Here is a 24591-nt window from a genome sequence, read left to right on the forward strand (position 1 = left end):
TCGCGGGGACGGCCCCTTCGCGCTGTCTTCGCGCGCCCGGGAGCGGTTCCGGTCAGGCGCCGAGGGGTTCCACGGGTGCCGACGGCTGCGCGGGTGCCGACGGCTGCGCGGGGGGCTGCGAGGCCTCCGGGGGCGGGGTGCACACGGTGTTCGCGGGCGGCACCTTCCCGTCCAGCAGGTAGGAGTTCACGGCGCCCTGCACGCACGGGTCGCCGCTGTTGTACGCCCCGTGGCCCTCGCCCTTGTACGTGAGCTCCACGCCGACGCCGGGGCCCAGCCGCTCGACCATCTTGCGGGCCCCCTCGTACGGGGTGGCCGGGTCGCCCGTGTTGCCGATCACCAGGATCGGGTCGGCCCCCGGGGCGGAGACGTCCGGGGTCGACGCCGTGCCGGGCACCGGCCAGCCGGTGCAGCCCATCATGGCCCAGCCGAGGAAGTCCCCGAAGACCGGAGAGGCGGCGCGGAACGCGGGCAGTTTCGCCTTGGTCTGCTCCAGCGTGTAGCGGTCCTTGGAGTCGACGCAGTTGATCGCGGTGTTGGCGGCGCCGATGTTGCTGTAGTTGCCGTTCTGGTCACGGCCGTTGAGGGCGTCGGACAGCGCCATCAGCAGCTGCCCCTGGCCGCCCTCCGCCTCGTCCAGCCCCTGCTCCAGCAGCGGCCAGAGCTCCTTGGAGTAGAGGGCCTGGGCGATGCCGTTGGTCGCCGAGGACTCGGTCAGCATCCGGTCGCCGATCCCCGGGATGGGTTTGGCGGCCAGCTGCTTCTGCAGCTTGATGATGTTGTCCTCGATCTCCTTGGCGGTGCTGCCCTGGAGCCGGCACTCGTCGCCCCGGTCCACGCAGTCCTGCGCGAAGTTGCCGAGCGCCAGCTGGAAGCCCTCGGCCTGGCCGAGCGCGCCCTCCTCGGAGGTCGCAGTCGGATCGACGACGGCGTCGAAGACGGCCCGGCCGACCTTCTCCGGGAAGAGGTGGGCGTAGACCCCGCCGAGCTCGGTCCCGTAGGAGATCCCGAAGTAGTTGAGCTTCTCGTCGCCGAGGGCCTGCCGGATCCGGTCGAGGTCGCGGGCGGCGTTCTCGGTGCCGACGTACGGGAGCACCTTCCCGGAGTTCGCCTCGCAGGCCTGCTGGTACTTGCGGGTGTTGTCGAGGTACGCCTTCTCCGCCTGCGGGGTGTCGGGGGAGGAGTTCGAGGCGTAGTACGCGTCGAGCTGCCTGTCGTCCAGGCACAGGACGGGGGCGCTGCGGCCCACCCCCCGCGGGTCGAAGCTCACGAGGTCGTAGCGTTCGCGCAGGGCCTCGTACTCCTTGGCGGCGCCGGGCAGGGTGGTGATCCCGGACCCGCCGGGTCCGCCGAAGTTGAACACGAGCGAGCCGAGGCGCGCGTCCTGGTTCCTGGCCTTCGCCCGGATCAGGGCGAGAGGAATCGTTTCTCCTTCGGGGTCCGCGTAGTCGAGCGGCACGTGGAGCGTGGCGCACTGCCAGCCCTTGGGCGGCGCCTGCCCGCCCCCCTCGGCGGCCGTCGGAGCCTCGCAGTCCCCCCACTTCAGAGGTGGCGCCCCCTCGGTGCCTCCGGCCTTGGGCGTCTTCTCCTCCCCGCTGTCCGAACAGCCACTGGTACTGGCCGCCCCGGCCACAAGAGCGACGGCGACGGCGACCCGCAGGAGGTATCTGGGCATGTCACCATCCTGCGCGCCCCCGTCCGCCCCCGCCCGCGCGCTGACCCGTTCGGGTCGGCCGGCGGGGGCCCGCGTCCGCTCCTACGCCGCCTCCGCCAGGGCTTGCCTGTCGGCCGCGCGGCCCGTCGCCACGCAGGCCGCCATGCCCACGCCCTCGTAGGCGGCACCGCACGGGGCGAGGTCCGAAAGCTTCGCGGCCGCCTCGCGGATGTCGCGCACACGGTCGTGTCTCGCGCACGCGGTCTTGGCGGCCGACGGCGTACTGCGGCAGGTCCCGGGGCCGGCGGGTCACGCGCGCCGCGACGGGCACGCCCAGCGCTCCCACCGCCCGGCGGAGCTCGGCGATCGTGGCGCGCACCGCGCACCGCGCACCGGGCGCCGGTCCGGGCGGGCCGGCGGGCCGTCCCGGCCGACCGAGGCCACAACCCGCCCCCGGGAAGAAGCGGCTTGCCCCGACGAGCTGTTCCGCGGCGTGCTGTCGCCTTTGCACGGCGACCCTCCAGGCCGAAATCAAGGGTGCATTTCGATTGCCATGCCGGCGGATTTGCGGAAATCCGAGGCCAAAGGTCCCCGTGCGCATGACCAATTCCCGGTACTTCCGGAGCCGAGTGGATGCGAGTCTGGAAAGGACCCAACTTCATGCGGGCGCAGGCAAATTGCGCGATGGAATGCCGATTTGCGGGGAGGTGGCGGTGACGGTGGCGAGAACCGGGACGGCGACGGCAGCGAAGGCCCGCGCGAAGCGGAGCACCTGGCTCCCGGACCAGCACGGGGCGTGGGCGATGCTGGCGGTGCCCTTCCTCGCGGGCACCTTCCTGGCGCCCCGGCCGGGATGGGCGCACGCGGCGCTGTTCGCCGCCTGGCTGCTCGGCTACGTCGCGGCCTTCCACGTCCAGCAGTGGCTCCGGCTGGCCACCCGGGGGCTGCGGTCGGCGCAGCGCCACCGGCGGCCGGCCCTGGTGTCCGCGGCCGCCTTCACCGCGGCGGGCGTGCCCCTGGTGGTGCTGTACCCCTGGCTGTGGGCGGCCTGCCTGCTCGCGGCGCCTTTCGTCGCCGTGAACACGTACTACGCGTGGCGCGGCAGGGAGCGGGCTCTGGTGAACGGCCTGGCGGCGGTGGTTCCGGCCTGCGGGATGCTGCTCGTGGCAGGCCGCCTGGGCGGAGCGGAGCCGCAGGCGCTGTGGCGGCCGACGGCGGCCTGCCTGCTCTACTTCGCGGGGACCGTGCCGTACGTGAAGACGATGATCCGGGAACGGAACTCCCGGGCCTACCGGGTTGGATCGGTGGCGTACCACGCGGCGGCCCTGACGGCGGCCGCCTGCCTCTCGCCCTGGCTGGCGCTCCCCTTCACGGCCTACCTGGCCCGCGCGGCCGCCCTCCCCGGGCGCGGCCTGCGCGTCCCGATCGTCGGCGCCGTCGAGGTGGCCGCCTCCCTGGCACTGCTCACCACCCTGCTGCTGGTCTTCTGACGGCTCCCGAAGGCTCCGCGCCCCAGCGCCTCCAGGGTGCGGAGGTGGAGCGCCCCCACCTCCAGCCCGGGCGGTGTTCGCGGCGCGCGGGGGTGCGGGCGCGCCCCTCCAGGCCTGCCGGCGGCCGAGGAGCAGGCGCGGACCGCCCCGGCGGCGTTCGGGCGCGGGCGCGGAGCCGTCGGGGGACGGGCCCCGAGCGGAGTGCCCGGGTGCGCGGCAGCCCCCGCACGAAGCACCCCGCAGACCGAGCCGGAGGCTAGATCGCTTCCTTGCGGGTCAGGAAGTTGAACGAGATCCACCCCGGCAGCACCGGCAGCCAGAACGTCATCAGGCGGAACAGCAGCACCGCCGAGATGGCGACCTCCTTCTCCAGCCCCGCCGCGATCAGCCCCAGCGTCAAGGTGGTCTCCACGGCACCCATGCCGCCCGGCGTCGGCGCGGCCGAACCGAGCGCGTTGCCCGCCAGGAACACCACCGCGATGCTCGCGTAGCTGATGGCCTCGCCGCCCCCGAACGCCCGGATCGACGCGTCCAGGCACATCACGAAGCAGCCGGTCAGCAGCAGCATTCCGCCGATGCCGGTCATCAGCTTCTTCGGCCGCTGGAGGACGTCCAGCATGCGCGGCACCACACCGGCGAACAGCGCCCGCACCCGCGTGACGATGAACTTCCGCATGAACGGGACCGCCGTCACCACCAGCACCAGCACCGCCACCGTGAGCAGACCCGCGATGACCGCCCGCGACGGGGTCATCTCCGGGGTCTTCTCGGTTCCGGTCAGGTAGCCGAAGGACAGCAGCAGCAGGATGTGGCTGGCCAGCCCGAACAGCTGCGAGGCGCCGACGCTCGCGACCGCCAGCCCCGGCCGGACGCCCGCCCGCTGCAGGAAGCGCGTGTTCAGCGCCACGCCGCCGACCGCCGCCGGGGCCACCAGCTTCACGAACGACCCGGCCACCTGGGCGACCACGGTCCGCAGGAACGACACCCGCTCCGGCACGAAGCCCAGCAGGCTCATCGCCGCGGCGAAGTAGCTGAGGGTCGAGAAGGCGAGGGCCGCCCCGACCCAGCCCCACTGCGCATCGCCGATGATCGTTGCGAAGTCCACGTGCGCCAGCTGCGTGAGCAGGAAGTACGCACCGAAGGCACCCGCGATGAACGACACCAGCGTGCGCGGCCGGATCCGCTCCAGCCGGGCCGGCTCCACCGGTGCCTGGGGGCGGATGAGCAGCACCTGTCGGCGGATCTGGCTCAGCAGGTCCTCCTCGCGGGCCTCGTCCAGCGCGTCGTCGAGGGCCCTCTTCTCGGCCTTGCGTTCGGCTGCCGCCGAGGTCGGGGCCGAGGCCGCCTCGGATCCCGCCTCCCGCGCGGCCTTCGCCGCCCGCGAGGACTCCAGTACCGCCTCCCGCTCGCGCTCCGCCCGCTCCCGGGCCAGCTTGCGCAGCGTCGCCCGCGTGGAACGGCTCAGCGCGATCGGCTGGAGCAGCGGCAGGCAGTCCGCCACGATGTCCGGGCCGAGCACCGACACGGCCGAAGCCACCGAGCGCTCCGCACCGACCCGCAGGCCGAGGGTGGCCAGCAGCTGCGCGATGTCCATCCGGAGCACCAGGTCGCCGGCCGCGATCTCGCCGCCCCGCAGGTCGGTGAGGATGACGTTGCCGGAACGATCCACCACGAGCGCGTCCCCGGTGAGCCTGCGGTGCGCGATCCGCCGCGACTGCAGGGCGCGTACCTGCTCCCACGCGTTGCGGGTCAGGTCGTCGGTGATCTCCTCGTCGGGGAGGGAGTCCAGGGTCCTGCCGCCCAGGTGCTCGTACACGAGCATCACCGCGTCCGGACCCAGCTCGGAGGTGGCGATCAGCTTCGGTGCGTTCGCCCCGGCCGCGATGGCCGCGTACGCGAGGAGCGCCTCCTGCTCCAGGGCCTGGCGCAGCGACTGCAGGCTGCGGCGGGTGGTGATGCCGCGCAGGGTGAGCCGGCGCCAGACCCGGTAGAAGAAGCCCTGGGCCTGCTGCTCCCGGTCGACGACGGTGACGTCGAGCGGAGGACCGTCCTCCAGGGTGACGTGGTAGCGCCGGCCGCGGTCGCCGGCCTCGGACGCCTCCGGGCCCTCGGGCATCTCGGCGCGCATCGCGCTGACCGGCTGGAAACCGACGCGGCGCAGCCCGGCGAGGAGGTTCTGCCCGGTGGGGCGCACGTTGGGGGAGCCGACGGCGTAGAGGGTCCCGTAGGCCACGCTCCAGCCGATCAGCACGGTGAGGATGATCGAGAAGGGGGTGGTGTAGCCGTTGACCAGCATGGTGAGCGCGTTGAGCAGCAGGACCACCCACAGCGCGACGCGCCAGTGGGGTCTGCGGGTCATGCCCACCGCGGTCATGTACGCGATCACGGGCGCCAGGTAGCCGTGCACGGGATCGGTGAGGGCCCCGCCGCCCGCCGAGCGGGTCAGGGCGTCCTGGATGGTGTCGGGGGCGGCCTGGGATACCCACAGGTCGGTGGCCAGGGTGACCCCGTGCGCGAGGACGGCGGCGAGGACGCCGTCGGCGATGCGCAGCCCGTCGCGTTTGATCAGCCGCTCGATGGCGAAGGCGACGGGGAGCAGCAGCACCGCGATGCTGGAGACCAGCGCCGCCACCTTGATCAACAGGTCCGGCGCCTGGCCGGTGCCCTTGCTGATGTCCTCCTCGAGGCCGACGGTCGTGCCGTGGGCGAAGGCGGCGATGCCGAGCAGGACGGCGATGCCGAGGATGCCCACGAGGAGGCGTACGAGGTCGGAGGGCCGGTGCACGCGGGCGGCGAGCAGCGGTTCGTCGACCTCGACCCGGTCGGCGTCGGTCGGGGCGTGGCCGTGCGGGGCGCCTGAGTCGGCGCCGGCGTCGTCGGCGCCGCTGTTGTCGTCGGCGCCGGGGGTACGGCCGGTCGGCAGGTCCGGCGCGAGGTCTTCGGGGCGGTTCTGCGGGCGGGAGGCGGGGCCGTCGTCAGGGCGCGCGCCGTCGTCCCCCGCCGCGCCTTCCGGAGGGCTCACACCCTGCTCCTTCGTCGTCACATCCGTCTCTTCTTGATCACGTATCACCAGTCACCGCCCGGAAGATGGTGGCACGGACCGAAGGGCCGCCGGGGCATCAGGGTGCGCGCCGGTCCGGAACCACAACTTCCACCGGCGGGTGGCCGGCGTACTGCACCATGTGCTGAATGAGTGAGGAGCTGCCCGCGTACGCGGAGCGCGTACTGGAGGCCGTCGAGCGTATTCCGCCCGGGCGGGTGATGACATACGGGGACGTCGCCGAATGGCTCGGCGAGGGAGGACCCCGCCAGGTCGGGCGTGTCATGGCACTGTACGGGGGAGCCGTGCCCTGGTGGCGCGTGGTGCGGGCGGACGGCCTGCCGCTGCCGGGCCACGAGGCGCGCGCCCTGGAGCACTACCGGACGGAGGCCACGCCGCTGCGCCTGGCGACCGGTGGCGATCCACGCCTGGACATGCGCCGGGCACGCTGGGACGGCTCGCCGGGTGAGGAGCCCGGACGGGCCCCCGGACAGGGCCTCGGAGAGGACCCCGGACGGGAGGCCGGACGGGACGGCGGGCGCGACGAGGCTCACACCTGACAGCTTCGGCCATGCGGCGCCGGGGCGGGCGGTCGGGCGGCGGTGCCAACGGCCGTCCGGGGTACCCGGGGGGACTGCGCGGCACGCGCCGGTTGCCGTAGCGTTGCCTCTTCGGCTTCCGCGCGAGCCGTCACGCCAGCACCGCCACACCACGCAGACCCACCAGGACCGGCACCTCACGTGATCACCTCTTCCTCGGACCGCACCGAACGGCGGCGTACGCGGACCCCCGATGCGTACCGCCTCGTGCGCACCGGGCCGGAACGGGTGGATCCCCCTGTGCTGGACGCAGCGCAGCGGGCGGTGGTTGACCACCCCGGCGGACCACTACTGGTCCTGGCCGGACCGGGCACCGGTAAGACGACCACGCTGGTCGAGGCGGCCGCCGCCCGCGTGGAAGCGGGTACGGACCCCTCCCGGATCCTGATCCTCACCTTCAGCCGCAAGGCGGCGGTCGAACTGCGCGACCGGGCCGCCCTGCGGCTGGGCGGCGCGCGCGCCCCGCAGGCCACCACCTTCCACTCCTTCTGCTACGGCCTGGTCCGCGCCCACCAGGACACCGACCTCTTCGCCGACCCGCTGCGGCTGCTGTCCGGTCCCGAGCAGGATGTGATGGTCCGCACCCTCCTCGAGGGCCAGCGCCGGATCCGCTCGATCCGCTGGCCGGACGACCTGCGGGCCGCGCTGACCACGCGCGGGTTCGCCGACGAGGTCCGGGCGGTCCTCGCCCGCGCCCGCGAGTTGGGCCTCGGCCCGACGGCCCTCGCCGACTTCGCCGACCGCATCGGCCGCCCCGACTGGAAGGCGGCGGCGGCCTTCCTCTCCGAATACCTCGACGTCCTGGACATACAGGGCACGCTGGACTACGCGGAACTCCTGCACCGCGCGGTCCTGCTCGCCGAGCGGACGCCGTCGCTGGCCTCGGCCTACGACGCGATCTTCGTCGACGAGTACCAGGACACGGACGCCTCGCAGCTGCGGCTGCTGCGGGCCCTGACCGGGCGCGGCGGCACACTGGTCGCCTTCGGCGACCCGGACCAGTCGATCTACGCCTTCCGCGGCGCGGACATCAACAACGTGCTGGACTTCGAGTCCGCCTTCCCCGGGGCGCAGGTCAGGGCCCTGACGGTGGGCCGCCGCTCCGGCGCGGCCCTTTTGGAGGCGACCCGCCTCCTGACGACCCGCATGCCGGTGCCCCGCCTCCCCGCGGCCGCGGTCCGCGCGCACCGCGCGCTGCGGGCCACGCGGGAGGGCGGCCGGGTGGAGGTCTTCACCTACCCGACGGCCGGCGCCGAGCTGGACAACATCGCCGACATCCTGCGCCGGGCCCACCTGGAGGACGGCGTGCCCTGGCAGGACATGGCCGTCCTGGTCCGTGCCGGCGGCCGCACCCTCCCGGCGATGCGTCGCGCCCTGATCGCGGCGGGGGTCCCGGTCGAGACGGACGGTACGGACACCCCGCTCCGCCACGAACCGGCGGTGGCCCCCCTCCTGACGGCCCTCCGCCTGACGGCCACCCCGCCCGCCGCCCCTCCGGGCGACCCCGGCCCGGAATCGGACGCGGACGGGACCTCCGGTAGCGCCCCGGCCGACACCGCCCCGCAGTCCGACCTGGCCGCCGGCGCGGACGTCGCGCAGGGCGGGTCCGCCGAGCGATCGCACCGCCCGGCCGCGGCCCCCGAAGCCGCGGCGGCCGGCCCGTCCGTCGAGGCCGATCCGCGTGGGCCCGGGGCGGCGTACGGGTCCGGGACCGACGAAGGGGTGGAGGCGGCGCTCATGCTGCTGGCCTCCCCGCTCGGCGGGATGGACTCCGCCGACCTGCGGCGGCTCGGCCGCGCCCTGCGCGACGAGGAGCGCGCCGCAGGCGTCAAGGTCCCCGCGCCCTCCGACGTCCTGCTCGCCCGCGCCCTCGCCGAGCCCGAGCGCCTCACCGCACACGACCCCGCGTACGCCCGGGGCGCGCAGCGCCTCGGCCTGCTGCTGCGCAAGGCCCGCGAGCTCCTCCAGGGCGGCGGCACCGCCGAGGAGGCCCTGTGGATCCTCTGGGACGGCACGCCCTGGCCCGACCGGCTGGAACGCCAGGCCCGCCGCGGCGGGCCGGCGGGCCGCAACGCGGACCGCGACCTCGACGCCGTCTGCGCCCTCTTCGACACCGCCGCCCGCGCCGAGGAGCGCACCGGCGGCAGCGGCGTGCTCAACTTCCTCGAACAACTGGAGGCGGAGGACATCGCCGCCGACACGTTGACGGCCCGCACCACGCGCCCCGACGCGGTCCGGCTGATGACCGCCCACCGCTCCAAGGGCCTGGAGTGGTCCCTCGTCGTCGTCGCGGGCGTCCAGGAGGGCCTGTGGCCCGACCTCCGCCGGCGCGGCTCCCTCCTGGAGGCCGACCGCATCGGCCGGGACGGCCTCGCCGAGCCCCTCACGCCGGGCGCCCTCCTCGCCGAGGAGCGTCGCCTTTTCTACGTCGCCGCCACACGCGCCCGCGACCGCCTCGTCGTCACAGCCGTCAAGGCCCCCGCCGAGGACGGCGACCAGCCCTCCCGCCTCCTCACCGAGCTCGGCGTCACCCCGAAGGACGTCACCGGCCGGCCCCGCCGCCCCCTCGCCGTCCCGGCGCTCGTCGCCGAGCTGCGCGCCACCACCGTCGACCCGGACGCCTCGCCCGCCCTGCGCGACGCGGCCGCCCGCCGCCTCGCCCGCCTCGCCGCGCTCACCGATGACGAGGACCGGCCCCTGGTCCCCGCCGCGCACCCGCAGCGCTGGTGGGGCCTGTACGAGCCCACCCGCAGCAGCGTCCCGCTCCGCGACCGGGACCGGCCCGTGGCGCTCTCCGGCAGCGCCCTGGACCAGCTCGCCAACACCTGCTCCCTCCAGTGGTTCCTCGGCCGCGAGGTCAAGGCCGACGCCCCGTCCACCGCCGCCCAGGGCTTCGGCAACGTCGTCCACGTCCTCGCCGACGAGGTCGCCTCCGGCCGCACCCCCGCCGACCTGGCCGTCCTCATGGAACGCCTCGACACGGTGTGGGACGCCCTCGCCTTCGACGCGCCCTGGAAGTCGGCCCAGGAGAAGGAGAACGCCCGCGCCGCCCTGGAACGCTTCCTGCGCTGGCACACCACCGACCGCGGGGGCCGGGCGGCCGTGGCCACGGAGCACGAGTTCGACGTCACGCTCGAAGCCGGCGACGTCGCCGTCCGCGTCCGGGGCTCCATGGACCGCGTCGAGGCGGACCCGCAGGGGCGCGCGTACGTCGTCGACTTCAAGACCGGCAAGTCCGCGCCCACCAAGGACGAGGTCGCCCGCCACCCCCAGCTCGCCGTCTACCAGCTCGCCGTCCGCGAGGGAGCCGTCGACGAGGTCTTCGACGGAGTCCGCCCCGCACCCGGCGGCGCCGAGCTCGTCCAGCTCCGGCAGGGCGCCGCGCAGCGCGACGGCGGTGAGACGGTCCCCAAGGTCCAGGCCCAGCAGCCGCTCGACGGGGAGTGGGTCGGCGACCTGCTCGCCACCGCCGCCGGCCGGGTCCTCGACGAACGCTTCGCGCCGGCCGCGGGCCGCCACTGCGACCACTGCTCCTTCCGCAGCTCGTGCAGCGCCCGCCCGGAGGGCCGCCAGACCGTCGAGTGAGCCCGGCCGGGTGAGCCCGGTGGCCGAGCGTGCCCGGCGGTCGGGAGGGCCGGGTCGAGCGCGCTCGGCGGTCGGGGGCTGTCGGTGGGGGCGGCTAGCCTTTTCACGTGTCCGCGCGTGCGCCCGTACTGAGCGATCCCGAGCAGCTCAAAGAGCTCCTCGGGATCCCCTTCACGCCCGAACAGATGGCCTGCGTCACCGCGCCCCCCGCCCCCCAGGTCGTCGTCGCCGGGGCCGGATCCGGCAAGACCACCGTCATGGCAGCCCGGGTGGTCTGGCTCGTCGGCACCGGCGCGGTCGCGCCGGAACAGGTCCTCGGCCTCACCTTCACCAACAAGGCCGCGGGCGAGCTCTCCGAGCGCGTACGCACCGCCCTGGCGCGGGCCGGCATCACCGACCCGGACCCCTCCCCGGCCGAGGCCCCGGCGGCCGGCGGGGAGCCGCGCATCTCCACGTACCACGCCTTCGCCGGCCAGCTCCTCAAGGACCACGGCCTGCGCATCGGCCTGGAACCCAGCTCCCGCCTCCTGGCCGACGCCACCCGCTTCCAGCTCGCCGCGAAGGTGCTGCGCGACGCCCCCGGCCCGTACCCCTCGCTCACCAAGTCCGTCCCCGACCTGGTCGGCGACCTCCTCGCCCTCGACGCGGAGCTCTCCGAGCACCTCGTCGACCCCGAGCACCTGCGCCGGTACGACACCGCGCTGCTGGACGTGCTCGCCGGCACCCGGCTCACCAACGAGGACCTGCGCAAGGTCCCCGAGGCCGTGCGCGGCCGCCTCGAACTGCTGGAGCTCGTCGGCCGCTACCGCGCCGCCAAACGAGCCCGCGACCTCTTCGACTTCAGCGACCAGATAGCCCTCTCCGCGCAGCTCGCCACCACCCGGCCCGAGGTCGGCGCACTGCTGCGGGAGGAGTTCCGGGTGGTCCTGCTCGACGAGTACCAGGACACCTCCGTCGCGCAGCGGCTGCTGCTGTCCGGCCTCTTCGGCGCGGGCACCGGCCACGCCGTCACCGCCGTCGGCGACCCCTGCCAGGCGATCTACGGCTGGCGCGGGGCCTCCGTCGCCAACCTCGACGACTTCCCCGAGCACTTCCCGCTCGCCGACGGCACCCCCGCCACCCGGCTCTCCCTCAGCGAGAACCGGCGCAGCGGCGGCCGCCTCCTGGACCTCGCCAACGGCCTCGCCGCCCCGCTGCGCGCCATGCACGAGGGAGTGGAGGCACTGCGCCCCGCGCCCGGGGCGGAGCGCGCCGGGCAGGTCCGCTGCGCCCTGCTGGAGACCCACGCCCAGGAGCTCGACTGGGTCGCCGACTCCGTCGCCCACCTCGTGCGCACGGGCACGGAGCCGCGTGAGATCGCCGTCCTGTGCCGGTCGGCCGGTGACTTCGCGCAGATCCAGGCCGTGCTCGTGGACCGGGACGTGCCGGTGGAGGTCGTCGGCCTGTCCGGGCTGCTGCACCTCCCCGAGGTCGCCGACCTCGTGGCCGTCTGCGAGGTCCTCCAGGACCCGGGCGCCAACGCCTCCCTCGTCCGGCTCCTCATCGGCCCGCGCTGGCGGATCGGCGCGCGGGACCTGGCCCTCCTGGGCCGCCGGGCGCGGCTCCTCGTAGGCCGGACGCCGGCCGGCGCCGACCCCGACGAACGGCTCGCGGCGGCCGTGGAGGGCGTGGACCCGGCCGAGATCGTGTCCCTGGCCGACGCACTGGAGACCTTCCTCGACGGCGCCGGACAGACCCCGGACGACCTCCCCTTCTCCGCGGAGGCCCGGGTCCGCTTCGCGCACCTCGCGCAGGAGCTGCGCGACCTGCGCCGGTCCCTCGCCGACCCGCTGATGGACGTCCTGCACCGGGTGCTGTCCGCCACCGGCCTCGAAGTGGAGCTGTCCGCCTCCCCGCACGCGCTGGCGGCCCGGCGGCGCGAGACCCTCTCGAACTTCATGGACGTCGCGGCCGGATTCGCCGCGCTCGACGGGGAGGCCACACTGCTGGCCTTCCTGGCGTTCCTGCGCACGGCCGCCCAGTACGAGAAGGGCCTCGACCACGCCCTGCCCGGCGGCGAGAACACCGTGAAGGTCCTCACCGCCCACAAGTCCAAGGGCCTGGAGTGGGACGTGGTGGTGGTTCCCGACCTGTGCGCGGGTTCCTTCCCGAAGGAGAAGGCCCCGGAGGCCTGGACCTCGTACGCGAAGGTCCTCCCGTACGCGCTGCGCGGCGACGCCCCCACCCTGCCCGCGGACCCGGCCTGGACCTCGGCCGGCCTGAAGTCCTTCAAGGCCGCCCTCAAGCACCACAAGTCGGTGGAGGAGCTGCGCCTCGGCTATGTGACGTTCACCCGGCCGCGTTCCCTGCTGCTGGCCTCGGGCCACTGGTGGGGCCCGACCCAGAAGAAGCGCCGCGGCCCGTCGGAGTTCCTCACCGCCCTGTACGACCACTGCGTCGCCGGCTTCGGCGAGATCGAGGCCTGGGCGGACGAGCCCGGGCCGACCGCGGAGAACCCGGCCCTCGCGGGCGCATCCGCGGCCGAGCACTCCTGGCCGCTGCCGCTCGACCCGCACTCCCTCACCCTGCGCCGCGAGGCGGCAGCCCTGGTCGAGTCCTACCTGGCGGCCCCGCCACCGCCCGAACCGGACGACGCCTACCTGTGGCCCCCGGACTGCGAGGACCCCGCCTACGACGACGAGCCCTGGCCCGCCGACCCGTGGCCGCAGCCCGACCCCGGCCCGGCCGAGGGCTGGGAGCCCGAACGGGATGCCTCCGCGGCCCCTGCCGGCCCCGGCCCGGCCGAGGCCCAGGACGCGGACCCCCTGTGGGGCGGCCCGGCAGCCCTCCCGCCCCCGGCGCATCCGCCCGCGGCCCATCCCGGCATGCCCGGCGGAGCGATCCCGGCCCCCGGCGTGGAGCTGCAGGCCGCAGAGCCGTCCGCGGCGCCCCGCGGCGAAGCCCGGCCCCCGGCGGCAGCCGTCCCCGCGGAGGACGGGGACTCCGACGCCCTGGCGGGCGACCCCGCCGGCTTCGGCGGCCTGGGCTCGCCCCGAGCGGCGGGCCGGTCCCGAGCCGCCGATGCGGCGGCGCCCCCCGCCGCCACGGTCCGGACCGACGGCTTCGGGGGCGCCGCCGACCGGGCCACGGGCCCGAGTCCCCGTCCCGGCGGCCGGCCCGCCGTGCCCGCGCCGCGCGACGCGTGGGCCGACGAGGCCTGGGCCGCCGACCCCGCGGCCGCGCCGCACTCCGGGCCGCGGCCCGGAGCGCGCGGCCTCGCCGCAGGCACGCGGCTCACGTCCGAGGAGGCGCGGGCGATCGCCTCCTGGGACCGGGACCTCGACGCCCTGGAGGGCGAGCTCCGCCGTGCTCGCGCGGCCGTCCGCGACGTGGAGCTGCCCCCCGCCCTGTCCGCCAGCCAGCTGCTGCGCCTCGCCGCCGACGAGCAGGGCTTCGTACGCGACCTCGCCCGCCCCATGCCCAAGCCTCCGCAGCCCGCGGCCCGCCTGGGCACCCGCTTCCACGCCTGGGTCGAGTCCCGCTTCGACGAACTCCCGCTCCCCTTCCTCGACGTCCTCGACCCCGTCGCCGACCTCCCCGGCGCCGGTTCCGACCAGGAGATCGCCGACGAGGCCGACCTCGAGGCCCTCAAGGCCGCCTTCGAGCGGAGCCCGTACGCCGACCGCCCGCCCCACCGCATGGAGGCCCCGGTCCAGCTCACCCTTGCCGGCCGCGTCATCCGCGGCCGGATCGACGCCGTCTACAAGACCACCGACGCGGGCGGCGTCGACTCCTACGAGATCGTCGACTGGAAGACCGGCCGGACCACCGAGGCGGACCCGCTCCAGCTCGCCGTCTACCGCCTGGCCTGGGCAGAAGCCACCAACACCCCGCTCGAGCGGGTCGCCGCGGCCTTCCTGCACGTCCGCAGCGGCCGTGTGATCCGCCCGCGCGACCTCCCCGGCAGGGCCCGTCTTGAGCGGATCCTCCAAGGCGAATCGGGCCCCGGCGGCGACCACCGGGCGGACGGCTAGGCTCGGGGCATGAGCGACCCCCAGCCGGACAGCGTCGTCCGCACGTACATCGACACCCACCGCGCCGCGTTCCTCGACGACCTGGCCGAGTGGCTGCGCATCCCCTCCGTCTCGGCCCAGCCCGAGCACGCGGACGACGTACGCCGCAGCGCCGAGTGGCTCGCGGCGAAGCTCAAGGAGACCGGCTTCCCGGTCGCCGAGGTCTGGGAGACCGACGGAGCCCCCGCCGTCTACGCGCACTGGCCGAGCGAGGACCCGGACGCCCCGACCGTCCTCGTGTACGGCCACCACGACGTGCAGCCCGCCGCCGTCGAGGACGGCTGGCACACCGACCCCTTCGAGCCTGTGGTCCGGGACGGCCGCATGTACGCGCGCGGCGCCGCCGACGACAAGGGCCAGGTGTTCTTCCACACCCTGGGGATACGGGCGCACCTGGCCGCCACCGGTGGCGCCGCCCCCGCCGTGCACCTCAAGCTGATCGTCGAGGGCGAGGAGGAGTCCGGCTCCGCCCACTTCCGAGAGCTCGTCGAGACCCGCGCCGCCGAGCTCGCCGCCGACGTCGTGATCGTCTCCGACACCGGCATGTGGTCCGAGACCACCCCCACCGTCTGCACCGGCATGCGCGGCGTCGCCGACTGCGAGATCGACCTCCAGGGCCCCGACCAGGACATCCACTCCGGCGCTTTCGGCGGCGCCGTGCCCAACCCGGCGACCGCCGCCGCCCGCCTGGTCGCCGCCCTGCACGACGCCGACGGCCGGGTCACCGTTCCCGGCTTCTACGACGGCATCGCCGAGCTCACCGACGCGGAGCGCGCCCTCATCGCCGAACTGCCCTTCGACGAGTCCGAGTGGCTGCGCACGGCCAAGTCCCACGCCGCCGCCGGCGAGGCCGGCTACTCCACCCTGGAGCGCGTCTGGGCCCGCCCGACGGCCGAGGTCAACGGCATCGGCGGCGGCTACCAGGGCCCCGGCGGGAAGACCATCGTGCCCTCCTCCGCCCACGTGAAGCTGTCGTTCCGCCTGGTGTCCGGGCAGGACCCGTACGAGGTCGAGGCGGCCGTCAAGAAGTGGGTCGCGGCCCGGATCCCGGACGGAATCCGCCACTCCATCACTTTCGGCGCACCGACCCGCCCGTGCCTGACACCGCTGGACCATCCCGCCCTGCAGTCCGTCGTCCGGTCCATGGGCCGGGCCTTCGGCCAGAAGATCCGCTTCACGCGCGAAGGCGGCTCCGGACCCGCCGCCGACCTCCAGGACGTCCTCGGTGCGCCCGTGCTCTTCCTCGGAATCTCTGTGCCGTCCGACGGCTGGCACGCGCCGAACGAGAAGGTCGAGCTCGACCTGCTGCTCAAGGGCGTCGAGACGGCCGCATACCTCTGGGGCGACCTGGCCGCCGCCCACCGCACGCCCCGCACACCCGCCTGACCGGCGCACACACCTGTCGTACCGAGCCTGTCTGTCCCACCACCGGGGGAGTTGGAAGTACCAGTGAGCACCCATACCGAGCGACCTCTCTCGCTCACCGCGCCGAGCGGGATCGACCGTGCCGCGCACCACCGCCTCGACGAGGCCTGGCTCGCCGCCGCCTGGAGCCACCCGACGACCCGCGTCTTCGTCGTCTCCGGCGGCCAGGTGCTGATCGACGACACCCCCGACGGCGGCACCGGCATCGTGATGACCCCGGCCTTCGAGGCCCCGGTGACCGAGACCCACCGCTACTTCCTGGGCACGGACGAGGACGGCGTACGGTACTTCGCGCTGCAGAAGGACGCCCTGCCCGGCCGCATGGACCAGTCGGCCCGCCCGGCCGGCCTGCGCGAGGCCGGACTGCTGCTGAACGACCGCGACACCGGGCTGATGGTCAACGCGGTGGCCCTGGAGAACTGGCAGCGGATGCACCGCTTCTGCTCCCGCTGCGGCGAGCGCACCGTGGTCGCGGCCGCCGGGCACATCCGGCGCTGCCCGGGCTGCGGCGCCGAGCACTACCCGCGCACCGACCCGGCCGTGATCATGTTGGTCACCGACGAGCACGACCGCGCGCTGCTGGGCCGCCAGGTGCACTGGCCCGAGGGCCGCTTCTCGACCCTCGCCGGGTTCGTGGAGCCGGGTGAGTCGATCGAGCAGTCCGTCGTCCGCGAGGTGTGGGAGGAGGCGGGTGTCAGGGTCGGGCGGGTCGAGTACGTGGCCAGCCAGCCGTGGCCCTTCCCGTACAGCCTGATGCTGGGCTTCAACGCCCGCGCCACCAGCTCCGAGATCACCGTGGACGGCGAGGAGATCCAGGAGGCCCGCTGGTTCTCCCGCGACGAGCTGCGCGCGGCGTTCGAGTCGGGCGAGGTGCTGCCGCCGTCCGGTATCTCGATCGCCGCCCGGCTGGTGGAGCTCTGGTACGGCGAGCCGCTGCCGAAGGCCGCTGCGTAACCTTCGTCACGCCGGTGACGCGGAAGGCCCCCGCCCGGGAGGGGCGGGGGCCTTCCGCGGACGCGGGAGCCGCGCTCAGACGGCGAGGGCCTGCTTGACCTGGGCCAGGCTCGGGTTCGTCATGACGGACTCGTTGCCGGCGGCGGACTTCACGAGCACGGTGGGGACCGTCTGGTTTCCGCCGTTGGCCTTCTCGACGAACGCCGCGGACTCCGGGTCGAGCTCGATGTTGATCTCGTTGTACGCGATGCCTTCCCGGTCCAGCTGGGTCTTCAGCCGACGGCAGTAGCCGCACCAGGTCGTGCTGTACATCGTGACGGTGCCCGTGTCCTGCATGCTGCGCTCTCCTTCGTGAAGGCTCGGTGGTCCGAATGCTCGAACGTACGCGACCGCGCGGCCATTCCCGTACGTGCACATCCGTACCGCCGGTGTGACCGATACGACGAATCCGCACCGCCTGTGGACGGATTTCCCACCCGGCCCACGTGACCTGGCAGCATGGCGGAGTGACAGCAGCAACGCACTCCTCCTCCTTCCCCGCCGCCGAGGACTCGGCCGACGCGGTGCTCCTGGGCCTCGACCCGGAGCAGCGCGAGGTCGCGACGACCCTGCGCGGACCGGTGTGCGTGCTGGCCGGCGCCGGGACGGGCAAGACCCGGGCGATCACCCACCGCATCGCCTACGGAGTCCGGTCCGGGCAGCTCATGCCGGCCAGCGTGCTCGCCGTCACCTTCACCAACCGGGCCGCCGGAGAGATGCGCGGCCGGCTTCGCGCGCTCGGTGCGGGCGGGGTCCAGGCCCGGACCTTCCACTCGGCCGCCCTGCGGCAGCTCCAGTACTTCTGGCCGAAAGCCATCGGCGGGGACGTGCCCCGGCTGCTGGAGCGCAAGATCCAGTTGGTCGCCGAGGCCGGCGCCCGCTGCCGCATCCGCCTCGACCGCGGCGAGCTGCGCGACGTGACCGGCGAGATCGAGTGGGCCAAGGTCACCCAGACGGTGCCCGCCGACTACCCGGCGGCCGCCCTCAAGGCGGGCCGCGAGGCACCCCGGGACATGGCCGAGATCGCCCAGATCTACGCGACGTACGAACAGCTCAAGCGCGACCGCGGAATGATCGACTTCGAGGACGTGCTGCTCCTCACGGTCGGTATCCTCCAGGACCGACACGACATCGCCGAGCAGATCCGCGGCCAGTACCAGCATTTCGTCGTCGACGAGTACCAGGACGTCAGCCCGCTCCAGCAGCGGCTGCTCGACCTGTGGCTCGGCGAGCGCGACAGCCTCTGCGTCGTCGGCGACGCCAGCCAGACGATCTACTCCTTCACCGGCGCCACCCCCGACCACCTGCTGAACTTCCGCACGCGTTATCCGCAGGCCACCGTCGTCAAGCTCGTCCGCGACTACCGCTCCACCCCCCAGGTGGTCCACCTCGCCAACGGGCTCCTGAACCAGGCCAGCGGGCGGGCCGCCGAGCACCGCCTCGAGCTCGTCTCCCAGCGCGAGAGCGGCCCCGACCCGGTCTACGCCGAGTACGCCGACGAGCCCGCCGAGGCCGAGGGCGTCGCCCGCCGGATCCGCGACCTGATCGCCGCGGGCGTGCCGGCCGGCGAGATCGCCGTGCTCTTCCGCATCAACGCCCAGTCCGAGGTCTACGAGCAGGCCCTCGCCGACGCCGGGGTGCCGTACCAGCTGCGCGGGGCCGAGCGGTTCTTCGAGCGCCAGGAAGTCCAGAAGGCCATCCTGGCGCTGCGCGGAGCGGCCCGTTCCGGCGGGAACGACCCGCTGCTCGAGGACATCGTCGACCTGGGCTCCCAGGTCCGGGCGGTGCTCAGCTCCACCGGCTGGACCACCGAGCCGCCCGCCGGTTCCGGCGCCGTGCGCGACCAGTGGGAATCGGTGGCAGCGCTGCTCCGGCTCGCCGAGGACTTCGCCCGCACCCGGCCCGGCACCACCCTGGCCGACCTCACGGTCGAGCTGGACGAGCGCAGGGCTGCCCAGCACGCCCCGACCGTCCAGGGCGTCACCCTGGCCTCGCTGCACGCGGCGAAGGGCCTGGAGTGGGACGCCGTGTTCCTCGTCGGCCTCACCGACGGCATGATCCCGATCACCTACGCCAAGACCGACGACCAGGTCGAGGAGGAGCGGCGGCTGCTCTACGTCGGCGTCACCCGGGCCCGTCTGCACCTGACCCTCTCCTGGGCGCTCTCCCGCACCCCCGGGGGAAGGGCTTCCCGGCGCCCCAGCCGCTTCCTGAACGGCCTGCGGCCGGGCTCGGCGGCCGCGGCAGGCCGGGCGGCCTCCGCGGGCGAGGCAGGGGCCCCCAGGCGCGGCCGTCGCGGCCCTGCGCGGTGCCGGGTCTGCGGCAGGACCCTGACCGAGGCGGGCGAGCTGAAACTCATGCGCTGCGAGGACTGCCCGTCCGACATGGACGAGGGTCTCTACGAGCGGCTTCGGGACTGGCGCGCCGCCCGGTCGAAGGAGCAGGGCCTGCCCGCCTACTGCGTCTTCACGGACAAGACGCTGATGGCGATCGCGGAGGCCGCGCCCTCCGAGGCCGGGGAGCTCTCGATGATCTCCGGGGTGGGCGGACGCAAGCTGGACCGGTACGGAGCTGATGTCCTGGCGATCTGTGCAGGTCAGGAGCCCGGCGGCGAGGATCCTGACGACGCGTAGAAACTCGTCGGAAAAATAGTTTGCACATGCCCAGCGAAGACCCATAGGTTCTTAGCAACGGAAACGGTGGCTTCTCCGAAGCCCTGGATCCGTGCTGTACTTATCCGAATACGCATGGGACAGGCCCTCGGGCCCAGTCCCCGAGACGCCGAGAGGAGGCGAGACCAGTGACCAGCTTCATGACCTTCACCAAAATGACCGATCGCTCGGTTGATGCCTCCTGCCTGCTCGGTTCCGTCTCCGCTCTGGGTACCGGTGCGTCCGCGATTTCCGCCGGCCGCCCCGCCCTCCTCGCGACCCTTGCGGTCAGCGAGCGCAATGAGCGACCGACCCAGGCACCGGTGGCAGTACTGGCAGCAGAAGCACAGGCGCATGGCGCCTATGGATTTGCCGCCGCGGCCGGTGCCGGATCCCTGACGAAGCAGACGAAGCAGCAGCACCACCTGATGTGGGCCTTCCGTGGGCTCGAACCCTGGAGTGATCCAGCCTGATCGCATGATCAGGCCGGCGCCTTCAGGGCCGCGGAACCCCACCCGGGATCCGCGGCCCTTCTGTTTGTCCCCGACCGGGGGCTACGACAGAGAAGGGGCCTCGGGACTGGCAGAACCAGGTACCAGCCGCACCCGGCCGACCGGCCGGAACGACTAGCCGAACAAGACGAGGAAGAAAACACCGTGCAACTCGAAGCGCACGCCCCGTCCGTACCGCAGACCCAAACGATCTCCCCGCCCGCAGTCCCGGAGGACCACACCTTGACCCCGCTCACCGCGCTGACCGCGCTCGACGACGCCATCGAGAACCTCGGCGTCCCGGTTCCCTGCCGCACCTTCGACCCCGAGGTCTTCTTCGCCGAGTCCCCGGCCGACGTCGAGTACGCCAAGTCCCTGTGCCGCACCTGCCCGCTGGTGGAGGCCTGCCTCGCCGGAGCGGTCGAGCGCCGCGAGCCCTGGGGTGTCTGGGGTGGCGAGCTCTTCGTCCAGGGTGTCGTCGTAGCCCGCAAGCGCCCCCGTGGGCGTCCGCGCAAGAACCCGGTTGTCTCGGCATGACCGCCACCGGAACCATCGACCGCCCCCTGACGCACGACCCCCTGAAGCAGGCCCTCATGACCGCCCACACCACGAGCGAGCAGCCCCACGGCGCCGCCCACGCAGACTTCATCACCGCCGGCGCGATCACCTCGCGTCAGAACAGGACCCGCGAAATGCAACTCATCCCAGAAGCCCTGGCTCGCGCCCATATGGACGACCGCATGCGCGAGGCGGACGCAGAGCGTCACGCCGTCCGCCTGGTCGCCGCCCGCCGCATGCAGCGGCGAGCCGAGCGCGTCTCGATGCGCGCGCGCCGCGCACTGGCCATGGCCGTCATGCACTGACAGCCGAAAGCAGCCTCCCGGGGGGACCGGTCCGAACGGACCGGTCCCCCCGGTGCGTTGCGGGGGCCCGGCCACCGCGGCGGAGGTATCGTCCGGAGGTGGACCAGCCGACTCCCCAGCCCGACCCGTCGGGATCCGAGGCCCAGCCCGTCGTCTGCGCGCGCTGCGGCAAAGAGTCCCCCGGCGGAGCCCCGCCCACCTGGACCTGTTCTGTGGAGAACGGGACCAGAGAGTACTTCTGCGTCGAATGCGCCCGCGCCAACCTCAGAGCGATCGAGGGCAGGCTCGACTCCTCCTGGTGGTGACGGCCCGAGCCGTCACTCGTCGGACGCGAACCCGGGCAGCCACGTGTCCAGTTCATCGCGCAGCCGCACCGTCGCGCCCAGCTGGCACAGCACGCCGATGGTGCTCAGCGTCACCCGGTGGATCAGCAGGTACGAGGGCGGCAGGTTGATCTGCCGGCCCAACTGGTGCGCGGGGGAGCGGGGATCGGCGATCCGCGCCGCCTGACCGCGCAGCCACGGCCGCGTGAAGGTGAACTCCTCGGCCTCGGCCGGCTCGATGATCGGCTTCAGGTAGTCCAGCACTGCGTCCGGGTCCAGCTCGACGGACTCCTTCACGAACCCCTCGGCGCACAGGTGGCCGTAGACCCCCTCGGCGTCGCCGTCCAGCGTCATCCGCAGGGACCTGCCGATGGGCTTGGGCCAGCCCCCCGGCAGCCGGTCGACCGTGCCGAAGTCCAGGACGCCCAGCCGCATCCGGCCGTCCGCCCCCGGTATCAGACGGAAGTTGCCCGGGTGCGGATCGGCGTGCAGCAGACCCGTGCGCGCAGGACCGGAGAAGAGGAACCGGGCCAGCAACTGCCCGGCGCGGTCGCGCTCCTCGTCGGTGCCGTCCGCGATCACCTCCGACAGCGGGGTCCCGTCCATCCACTCGGTCACGAGCACCTGGTCGCCCTGGTGCACCACGTCGGGGACGACCACGTCCGGGTCGTCCACGAAGGCGTCCGCGTGGGTCCGCTGGGCCTCCGCCTCGAGCTCGTAGTCGAGCTCCTCCGAGACCCGGTCGCGCAACTCCTTGATCAGTGGCTTGATCTCCATGCCGGGGACGAGCGGGCCCAGCAGGCCGGCGAACCGCCCCAGCTGCTTCAGGTCCGACAGCAGCGCCTCACCCGCCCCCGGGTACTGGACCTTGACCGCCACCTGCCGGCCGTCGTGCCACACCGCCCGGTGCACCTGCCCGATCGAGGCCGCCGCGGCCGGCTTGTCCTCGAACTCCTCGAACAGCTCCCGCCAGTTCCCGCCCAGACGGTCCGCCAGCACCTGGTGCACCGTCGCCGCGGGCAGCGGCGGGGCGGCCTCCTGAAGCTTGGTCAGCGCCGCCCGGTAGGGCCCCGCGACCTCCTCGGGCAGCGCCGACTCGAAAACCGACAGGGCCTGCCCGAACTTCATCGCACCGCCCTTCAGTTCCCCCAGCGTGCGGAACAACTGCTCGGCGGTGCGCTGCTGGAGCTCCCGCGCCACGATCTCGGCGGACTTGCCGCCGATCCGCTTGCCCAGCCCCCAGGTGACCCGACCCGCGATGCCGATCGGCAGTGCGGCCAGCTTGACGGTACGGGTGACCGCCTTCCGGGGAAGATCAGACATGCCGCCCCCTCCATTTCCCAGACACCTGCGCCGCAAGCGGCGGTTCGGCAGAAACCTCGGTCCCGAAGCATCCTGTCACGGTCCTCCCGACGGGTTCGCTCCCACTCCTCTCCCCGGAGCCCGCACCGCCGGCCCGAGCCGCTGCGCGGGCTCCGACGCCGCCCCGCAGGGACAGTCGGGGTGGGGGCGGACCGGAGCCGATTCCCAGTGGAGGGTGGGCAGGGCCGCCTCCCAGCGGGAGCCCGTGGAGGCCGGCAGCTGCCCGTCGAGGAAGGCGAGCGCATGGGCCGCGGCCAGCCCCGCCACCGCCGTGGACAGGCCCAGGTCGCAGGAGGCGTTCCCGCGGCGGCGGTGGGACGACCGCCACTGCACCAGCATCCTCGGCCAGGCCGCGTCCCGGTCCACCCGGTCGCGCTCCATGCACCCGGCGCACGCCGTCGTGCCCGGCAGCACCAGCGGCCCCACCAGACCCGTCCCCTCCACCACCCCCGCGTAAAGGTGCGGAATCCCCGAGGCGACCCAGTCGGCCGCGGTGTCCGGATCCGGTGCCCAGGCGTGCAGCCCGTCCCTCGGCGCGACCACCACCAGGGCCAGCCCGGACTCCGGTCCCTCCATCTCCCCGGCCCGCGGACCCGGACCCGGAGCCGCGGAGCGGACCACTGCCGCCGCGGCCTCGGCCCGCATCCGGCCCACGCTCGCGGGACCCAGGCCGCCCGGCGCCACGTCGGCCGCTTCCACCCGGCCCCCGTCGAGCACTTCGACCCGCCCCACGCCGGCTCCCGCCAGGACCGCCGCGATCACGGCGCCCACCCGGCCGCTCCCACGCACCCGGACCCGTATCGCCCGGCGGGCCGCGATCCCCCGCAGGTCACCGCCGGGCTCCCGGTGGACCAGCGACAGAGAACCCCGGTCCGGGCCCAGCCGCTCCAGGGTCTCCGGATGCCCGCGCAGCGCCTGCGCCCGAGGACCGCCCGCCGTCGCGTCGTCGAGCAGACCGGCCCCCGCCAACCGTCTGACGAGGGCGTCGGCCAGGCCGTCGGGCAGTCCCATCCGCGTGGCCTCGGCCCGCAGCAGCTCCATGCCCCGCGTCCCGTCGATCCGGTCGACGAGCGCGCCCGTCGCCGTATCCACCGGTCCGAGCACCACCGCATGCGCCGGAGTCACCCCGAACTGCACCGTCTGCAGATCCCGCCAGGCCCGAGCCAGCGCCGGCTTCACCCTCGGAAACATGTCCGACCCCCCTCGATATCCGTGCGGCTCGCGCCGCCCCATTTCCCGCTCCCCGAAAACAGTGCCCCTTCCGCGGAATCCGCGCAGAAATTTGTCCACAGGCAGGAGGTATTCGGCATATGAGATGAAGAGCAATGCCGCTTCGGACACCGGCTCCGAACCGCCCGTGTTCGAACGCCGGTCGAGCGGACTTCCGCCACCGACACCGGGTAACGTCGTGGCGTGTCCGCCGACCCACCGCAGCGCGCCGTCGAAGTCCGCCGGAGCGCGCGCCGCCGCAGGACCGTATCCGCCTATCGCGAGGGTGACCGTACGGTCGTCCTCATCCCTGCCCGGATGTCCGAGGCGGAGGAGAAGCGCTGGGTGGGCGTCATGCTCGACAAGCTGGCCGCCCAGGAGAGCAAACGCACCCTCGGGGACGCGGAACTCACCGAGCGCGCCGAGCGTTTGTCGGAGCAGTACCTCGACGGCCGCGCCCGCCCCCGCTCGGTCCGCTGGGTCACCAACCAGAACACCCGCTGGGGCTCCTGCACCCCGGCCGAAGGCAGCATCCGGCTCTCGCACCGCCTCCAGGGCATGCCGGAGTACGTCGTCGACTACGTGCTCCTGCACGAGCTGGCCCACCTCCTCGTGCCCGGCCACGGCCCCCGCTTCTGGGAGCTGCTGGAGGCGTACCCGCGCACCGAGCGGGCCCGGGGCTACCTGGAGGGCGTGGTCGCGGCCGAGCGGCTGCCGAAGGTGCCCGCCGCCCGCGAGGAGTGACCCCGCCGGGCGGATCGGACCGGTCGGGCCGGCCTCCCGACCGCCCCGGACCGGCTCCGCAGCACCCGTCAAGTCACACAGCGTGATGTGTACCGGGTTGGTACCGGCTT

18 protein-coding genes are annotated in these 24591 nt (G+C 73.9%); 12 read left to right on the forward strand and 6 right to left on the reverse strand.

The window, feature by feature from the left end; genetic code table 11:
* Positions 1–52: 52 nt before the first annotated feature.
* Both ACZ6JS_RS01050 and ACZ6JS_RS01055 read right to left on the reverse strand, forming a co-directional pair.
* The gene (locus ACZ6JS_RS01050) at positions 53–1675 is read right to left on the reverse strand and encodes an alpha/beta hydrolase (RefSeq protein ID WP_469294958.1); all 1623 of its coding nucleotides are present in this window, start codon (positions 1673–1675) and stop codon (positions 53–55) included.
* A gap of 81 nt (positions 1676–1756) precedes the next feature.
* Positions 1757–1894 carry a hypothetical protein gene (locus ACZ6JS_RS01055; protein WP_469294959.1) on the reverse strand — a complete coding sequence of 46 codons (138 nt, stop codon included), beginning with the start codon at positions 1892–1894 and terminating at the stop codon, positions 1757–1759.
* Positions 1895–2367: 473 nt separating this feature from the next.
* Between ACZ6JS_RS01055 and ACZ6JS_RS01060 the strand changes: the two genes are divergently transcribed.
* Entirely contained in the window at positions 2368–3144 is a 777-nt protein-coding gene (locus tag ACZ6JS_RS01060) for a YwiC-like family protein (protein WP_469294960.1), read from the forward strand.
* Positions 3145–3400: 256 nt separating this feature from the next.
* Here ACZ6JS_RS01060 and ACZ6JS_RS01065 read toward each other — a convergent pair whose 3' ends face one another.
* The gene (locus ACZ6JS_RS01065) at positions 3401–6214 is read right to left on the reverse strand and encodes a lysylphosphatidylglycerol synthase transmembrane domain-containing protein (protein ID WP_469294961.1); all 2814 of its coding nucleotides are present in this window, start codon (positions 6212–6214) and stop codon (positions 3401–3403) included.
* 119 nt (positions 6215–6333) lie between these two features.
* On the opposite strand from ACZ6JS_RS01065, the gene ACZ6JS_RS01070 reads away from it, so the two are divergent.
* The 5 genes from ACZ6JS_RS01070 to nudC all read left to right on the forward strand — a co-directional run bounded on the left by ACZ6JS_RS01070 (position 6334) and on the right by nudC (position 16799).
* Positions 6334–6744: an MGMT family protein gene (locus ACZ6JS_RS01070; RefSeq protein ID WP_469294963.1), complete on the forward strand. Its 411-nt coding sequence runs from the start codon at positions 6334–6336 to the stop codon at positions 6742–6744.
* Positions 6745–6924: 180 nt separating this feature from the next.
* Positions 6925–10368, forward strand: coding sequence for an ATP-dependent helicase (locus ACZ6JS_RS01075; protein ID WP_469294965.1), 3444 nt, complete (start codon positions 6925–6927; stop codon positions 10366–10368).
* A gap of 107 nt (positions 10369–10475) precedes the next feature.
* On the forward strand, positions 10476–14381 hold the full coding sequence (locus tag ACZ6JS_RS01080) for a UvrD-helicase domain-containing protein (protein ID WP_469294966.1): 3906 nt from the start codon (positions 10476–10478) through the stop codon (positions 14379–14381).
* A gap of 9 nt (positions 14382–14390) precedes the next feature.
* Positions 14391–15806: a dipeptidase gene (locus tag ACZ6JS_RS01085; RefSeq protein ID WP_469294967.1), complete on the forward strand. Its 1416-nt coding sequence runs from the start codon at positions 14391–14393 to the stop codon at positions 15804–15806.
* A gap of 51 nt (positions 15807–15857) precedes the next feature.
* Entirely contained in the window at positions 15858–16799 is a 942-nt protein-coding gene (gene nudC, locus ACZ6JS_RS01090; protein WP_469294968.1) for an NAD(+) diphosphatase, read from the forward strand.
* Between the two features lie 75 nt (positions 16800–16874).
* On the opposite strand, the gene ACZ6JS_RS01095 is transcribed toward nudC, so the two are convergent.
* Positions 16875–17135: a mycoredoxin gene (locus tag ACZ6JS_RS01095; protein ID WP_030772737.1), complete on the reverse strand. Its 261-nt coding sequence runs from the start codon at positions 17133–17135 to the stop codon at positions 16875–16877.
* A gap of 170 nt (positions 17136–17305) precedes the next feature.
* On the opposite strand from ACZ6JS_RS01095, the gene ACZ6JS_RS01100 reads away from it, so the two are divergent.
* The 5 genes from ACZ6JS_RS01100 to ACZ6JS_RS01120 all read left to right on the forward strand — a co-directional run bounded on the left by ACZ6JS_RS01100 (position 17306) and on the right by ACZ6JS_RS01120 (position 21148).
* Positions 17306–19471: an ATP-dependent DNA helicase UvrD2 gene (locus ACZ6JS_RS01100; protein WP_469294969.1), complete on the forward strand. Its 2166-nt coding sequence runs from the start codon at positions 17306–17308 to the stop codon at positions 19469–19471.
* A 167-nt stretch (positions 19472–19638) separates the two neighbouring features.
* Positions 19639–19962: a hypothetical protein gene (locus ACZ6JS_RS01105; RefSeq protein WP_381626056.1), complete on the forward strand. Its 324-nt coding sequence runs from the start codon at positions 19639–19641 to the stop codon at positions 19960–19962.
* A gap of 183 nt (positions 19963–20145) precedes the next feature.
* Positions 20146–20517: a WhiB family transcriptional regulator gene (locus ACZ6JS_RS01110; protein WP_030029453.1), complete on the forward strand. Its 372-nt coding sequence runs from the start codon at positions 20146–20148 to the stop codon at positions 20515–20517.
* The gene (locus tag ACZ6JS_RS01115; RefSeq protein ID WP_469294971.1) at positions 20514–20843 is read left to right on the forward strand and encodes a hypothetical protein; all 330 of its coding nucleotides are present in this window, start codon (positions 20514–20516) and stop codon (positions 20841–20843) included. Before ACZ6JS_RS01110 ends, ACZ6JS_RS01115 begins: the two co-directional genes overlap by 4 nt.
* Before the next feature lie 98 nt (positions 20844–20941).
* Entirely contained in the window at positions 20942–21148 is a 207-nt protein-coding gene (locus ACZ6JS_RS01120; protein ID WP_469294972.1) for a hypothetical protein, read from the forward strand.
* A 12-nt stretch (positions 21149–21160) separates the two neighbouring features.
* Here ACZ6JS_RS01120 and ACZ6JS_RS01125 read toward each other — a convergent pair whose 3' ends face one another.
* The gene (locus ACZ6JS_RS01125; protein ID WP_469294973.1) at positions 21161–22489 is read right to left on the reverse strand and encodes an ABC1 kinase family protein; all 1329 of its coding nucleotides are present in this window, start codon (positions 22487–22489) and stop codon (positions 21161–21163) included.
* Positions 22490–22564: 75 nt separating this feature from the next.
* Positions 22565–23719 (reverse strand): TOMM precursor leader peptide-binding protein, encoded by a 1155-nt coding sequence (locus ACZ6JS_RS01130; RefSeq protein WP_469294974.1) that lies wholly within the window; start codon positions 23717–23719, stop codon positions 22565–22567.
* A 222-nt stretch (positions 23720–23941) separates the two neighbouring features.
* Between ACZ6JS_RS01130 and ACZ6JS_RS01135 the strand changes: the two genes are divergently transcribed.
* Complete coding sequence (locus tag ACZ6JS_RS01135) at positions 23942–24481, forward strand: M48 metallopeptidase family protein (protein WP_469294976.1); 540 nt, start codon at positions 23942–23944, stop codon at positions 24479–24481.
* The last annotated feature ends 110 nt before the right edge of the window (positions 24482–24591 follow it).

It is taken from the genome of Streptomyces sp. NPDC046349 (assembly GCF_055587885.1).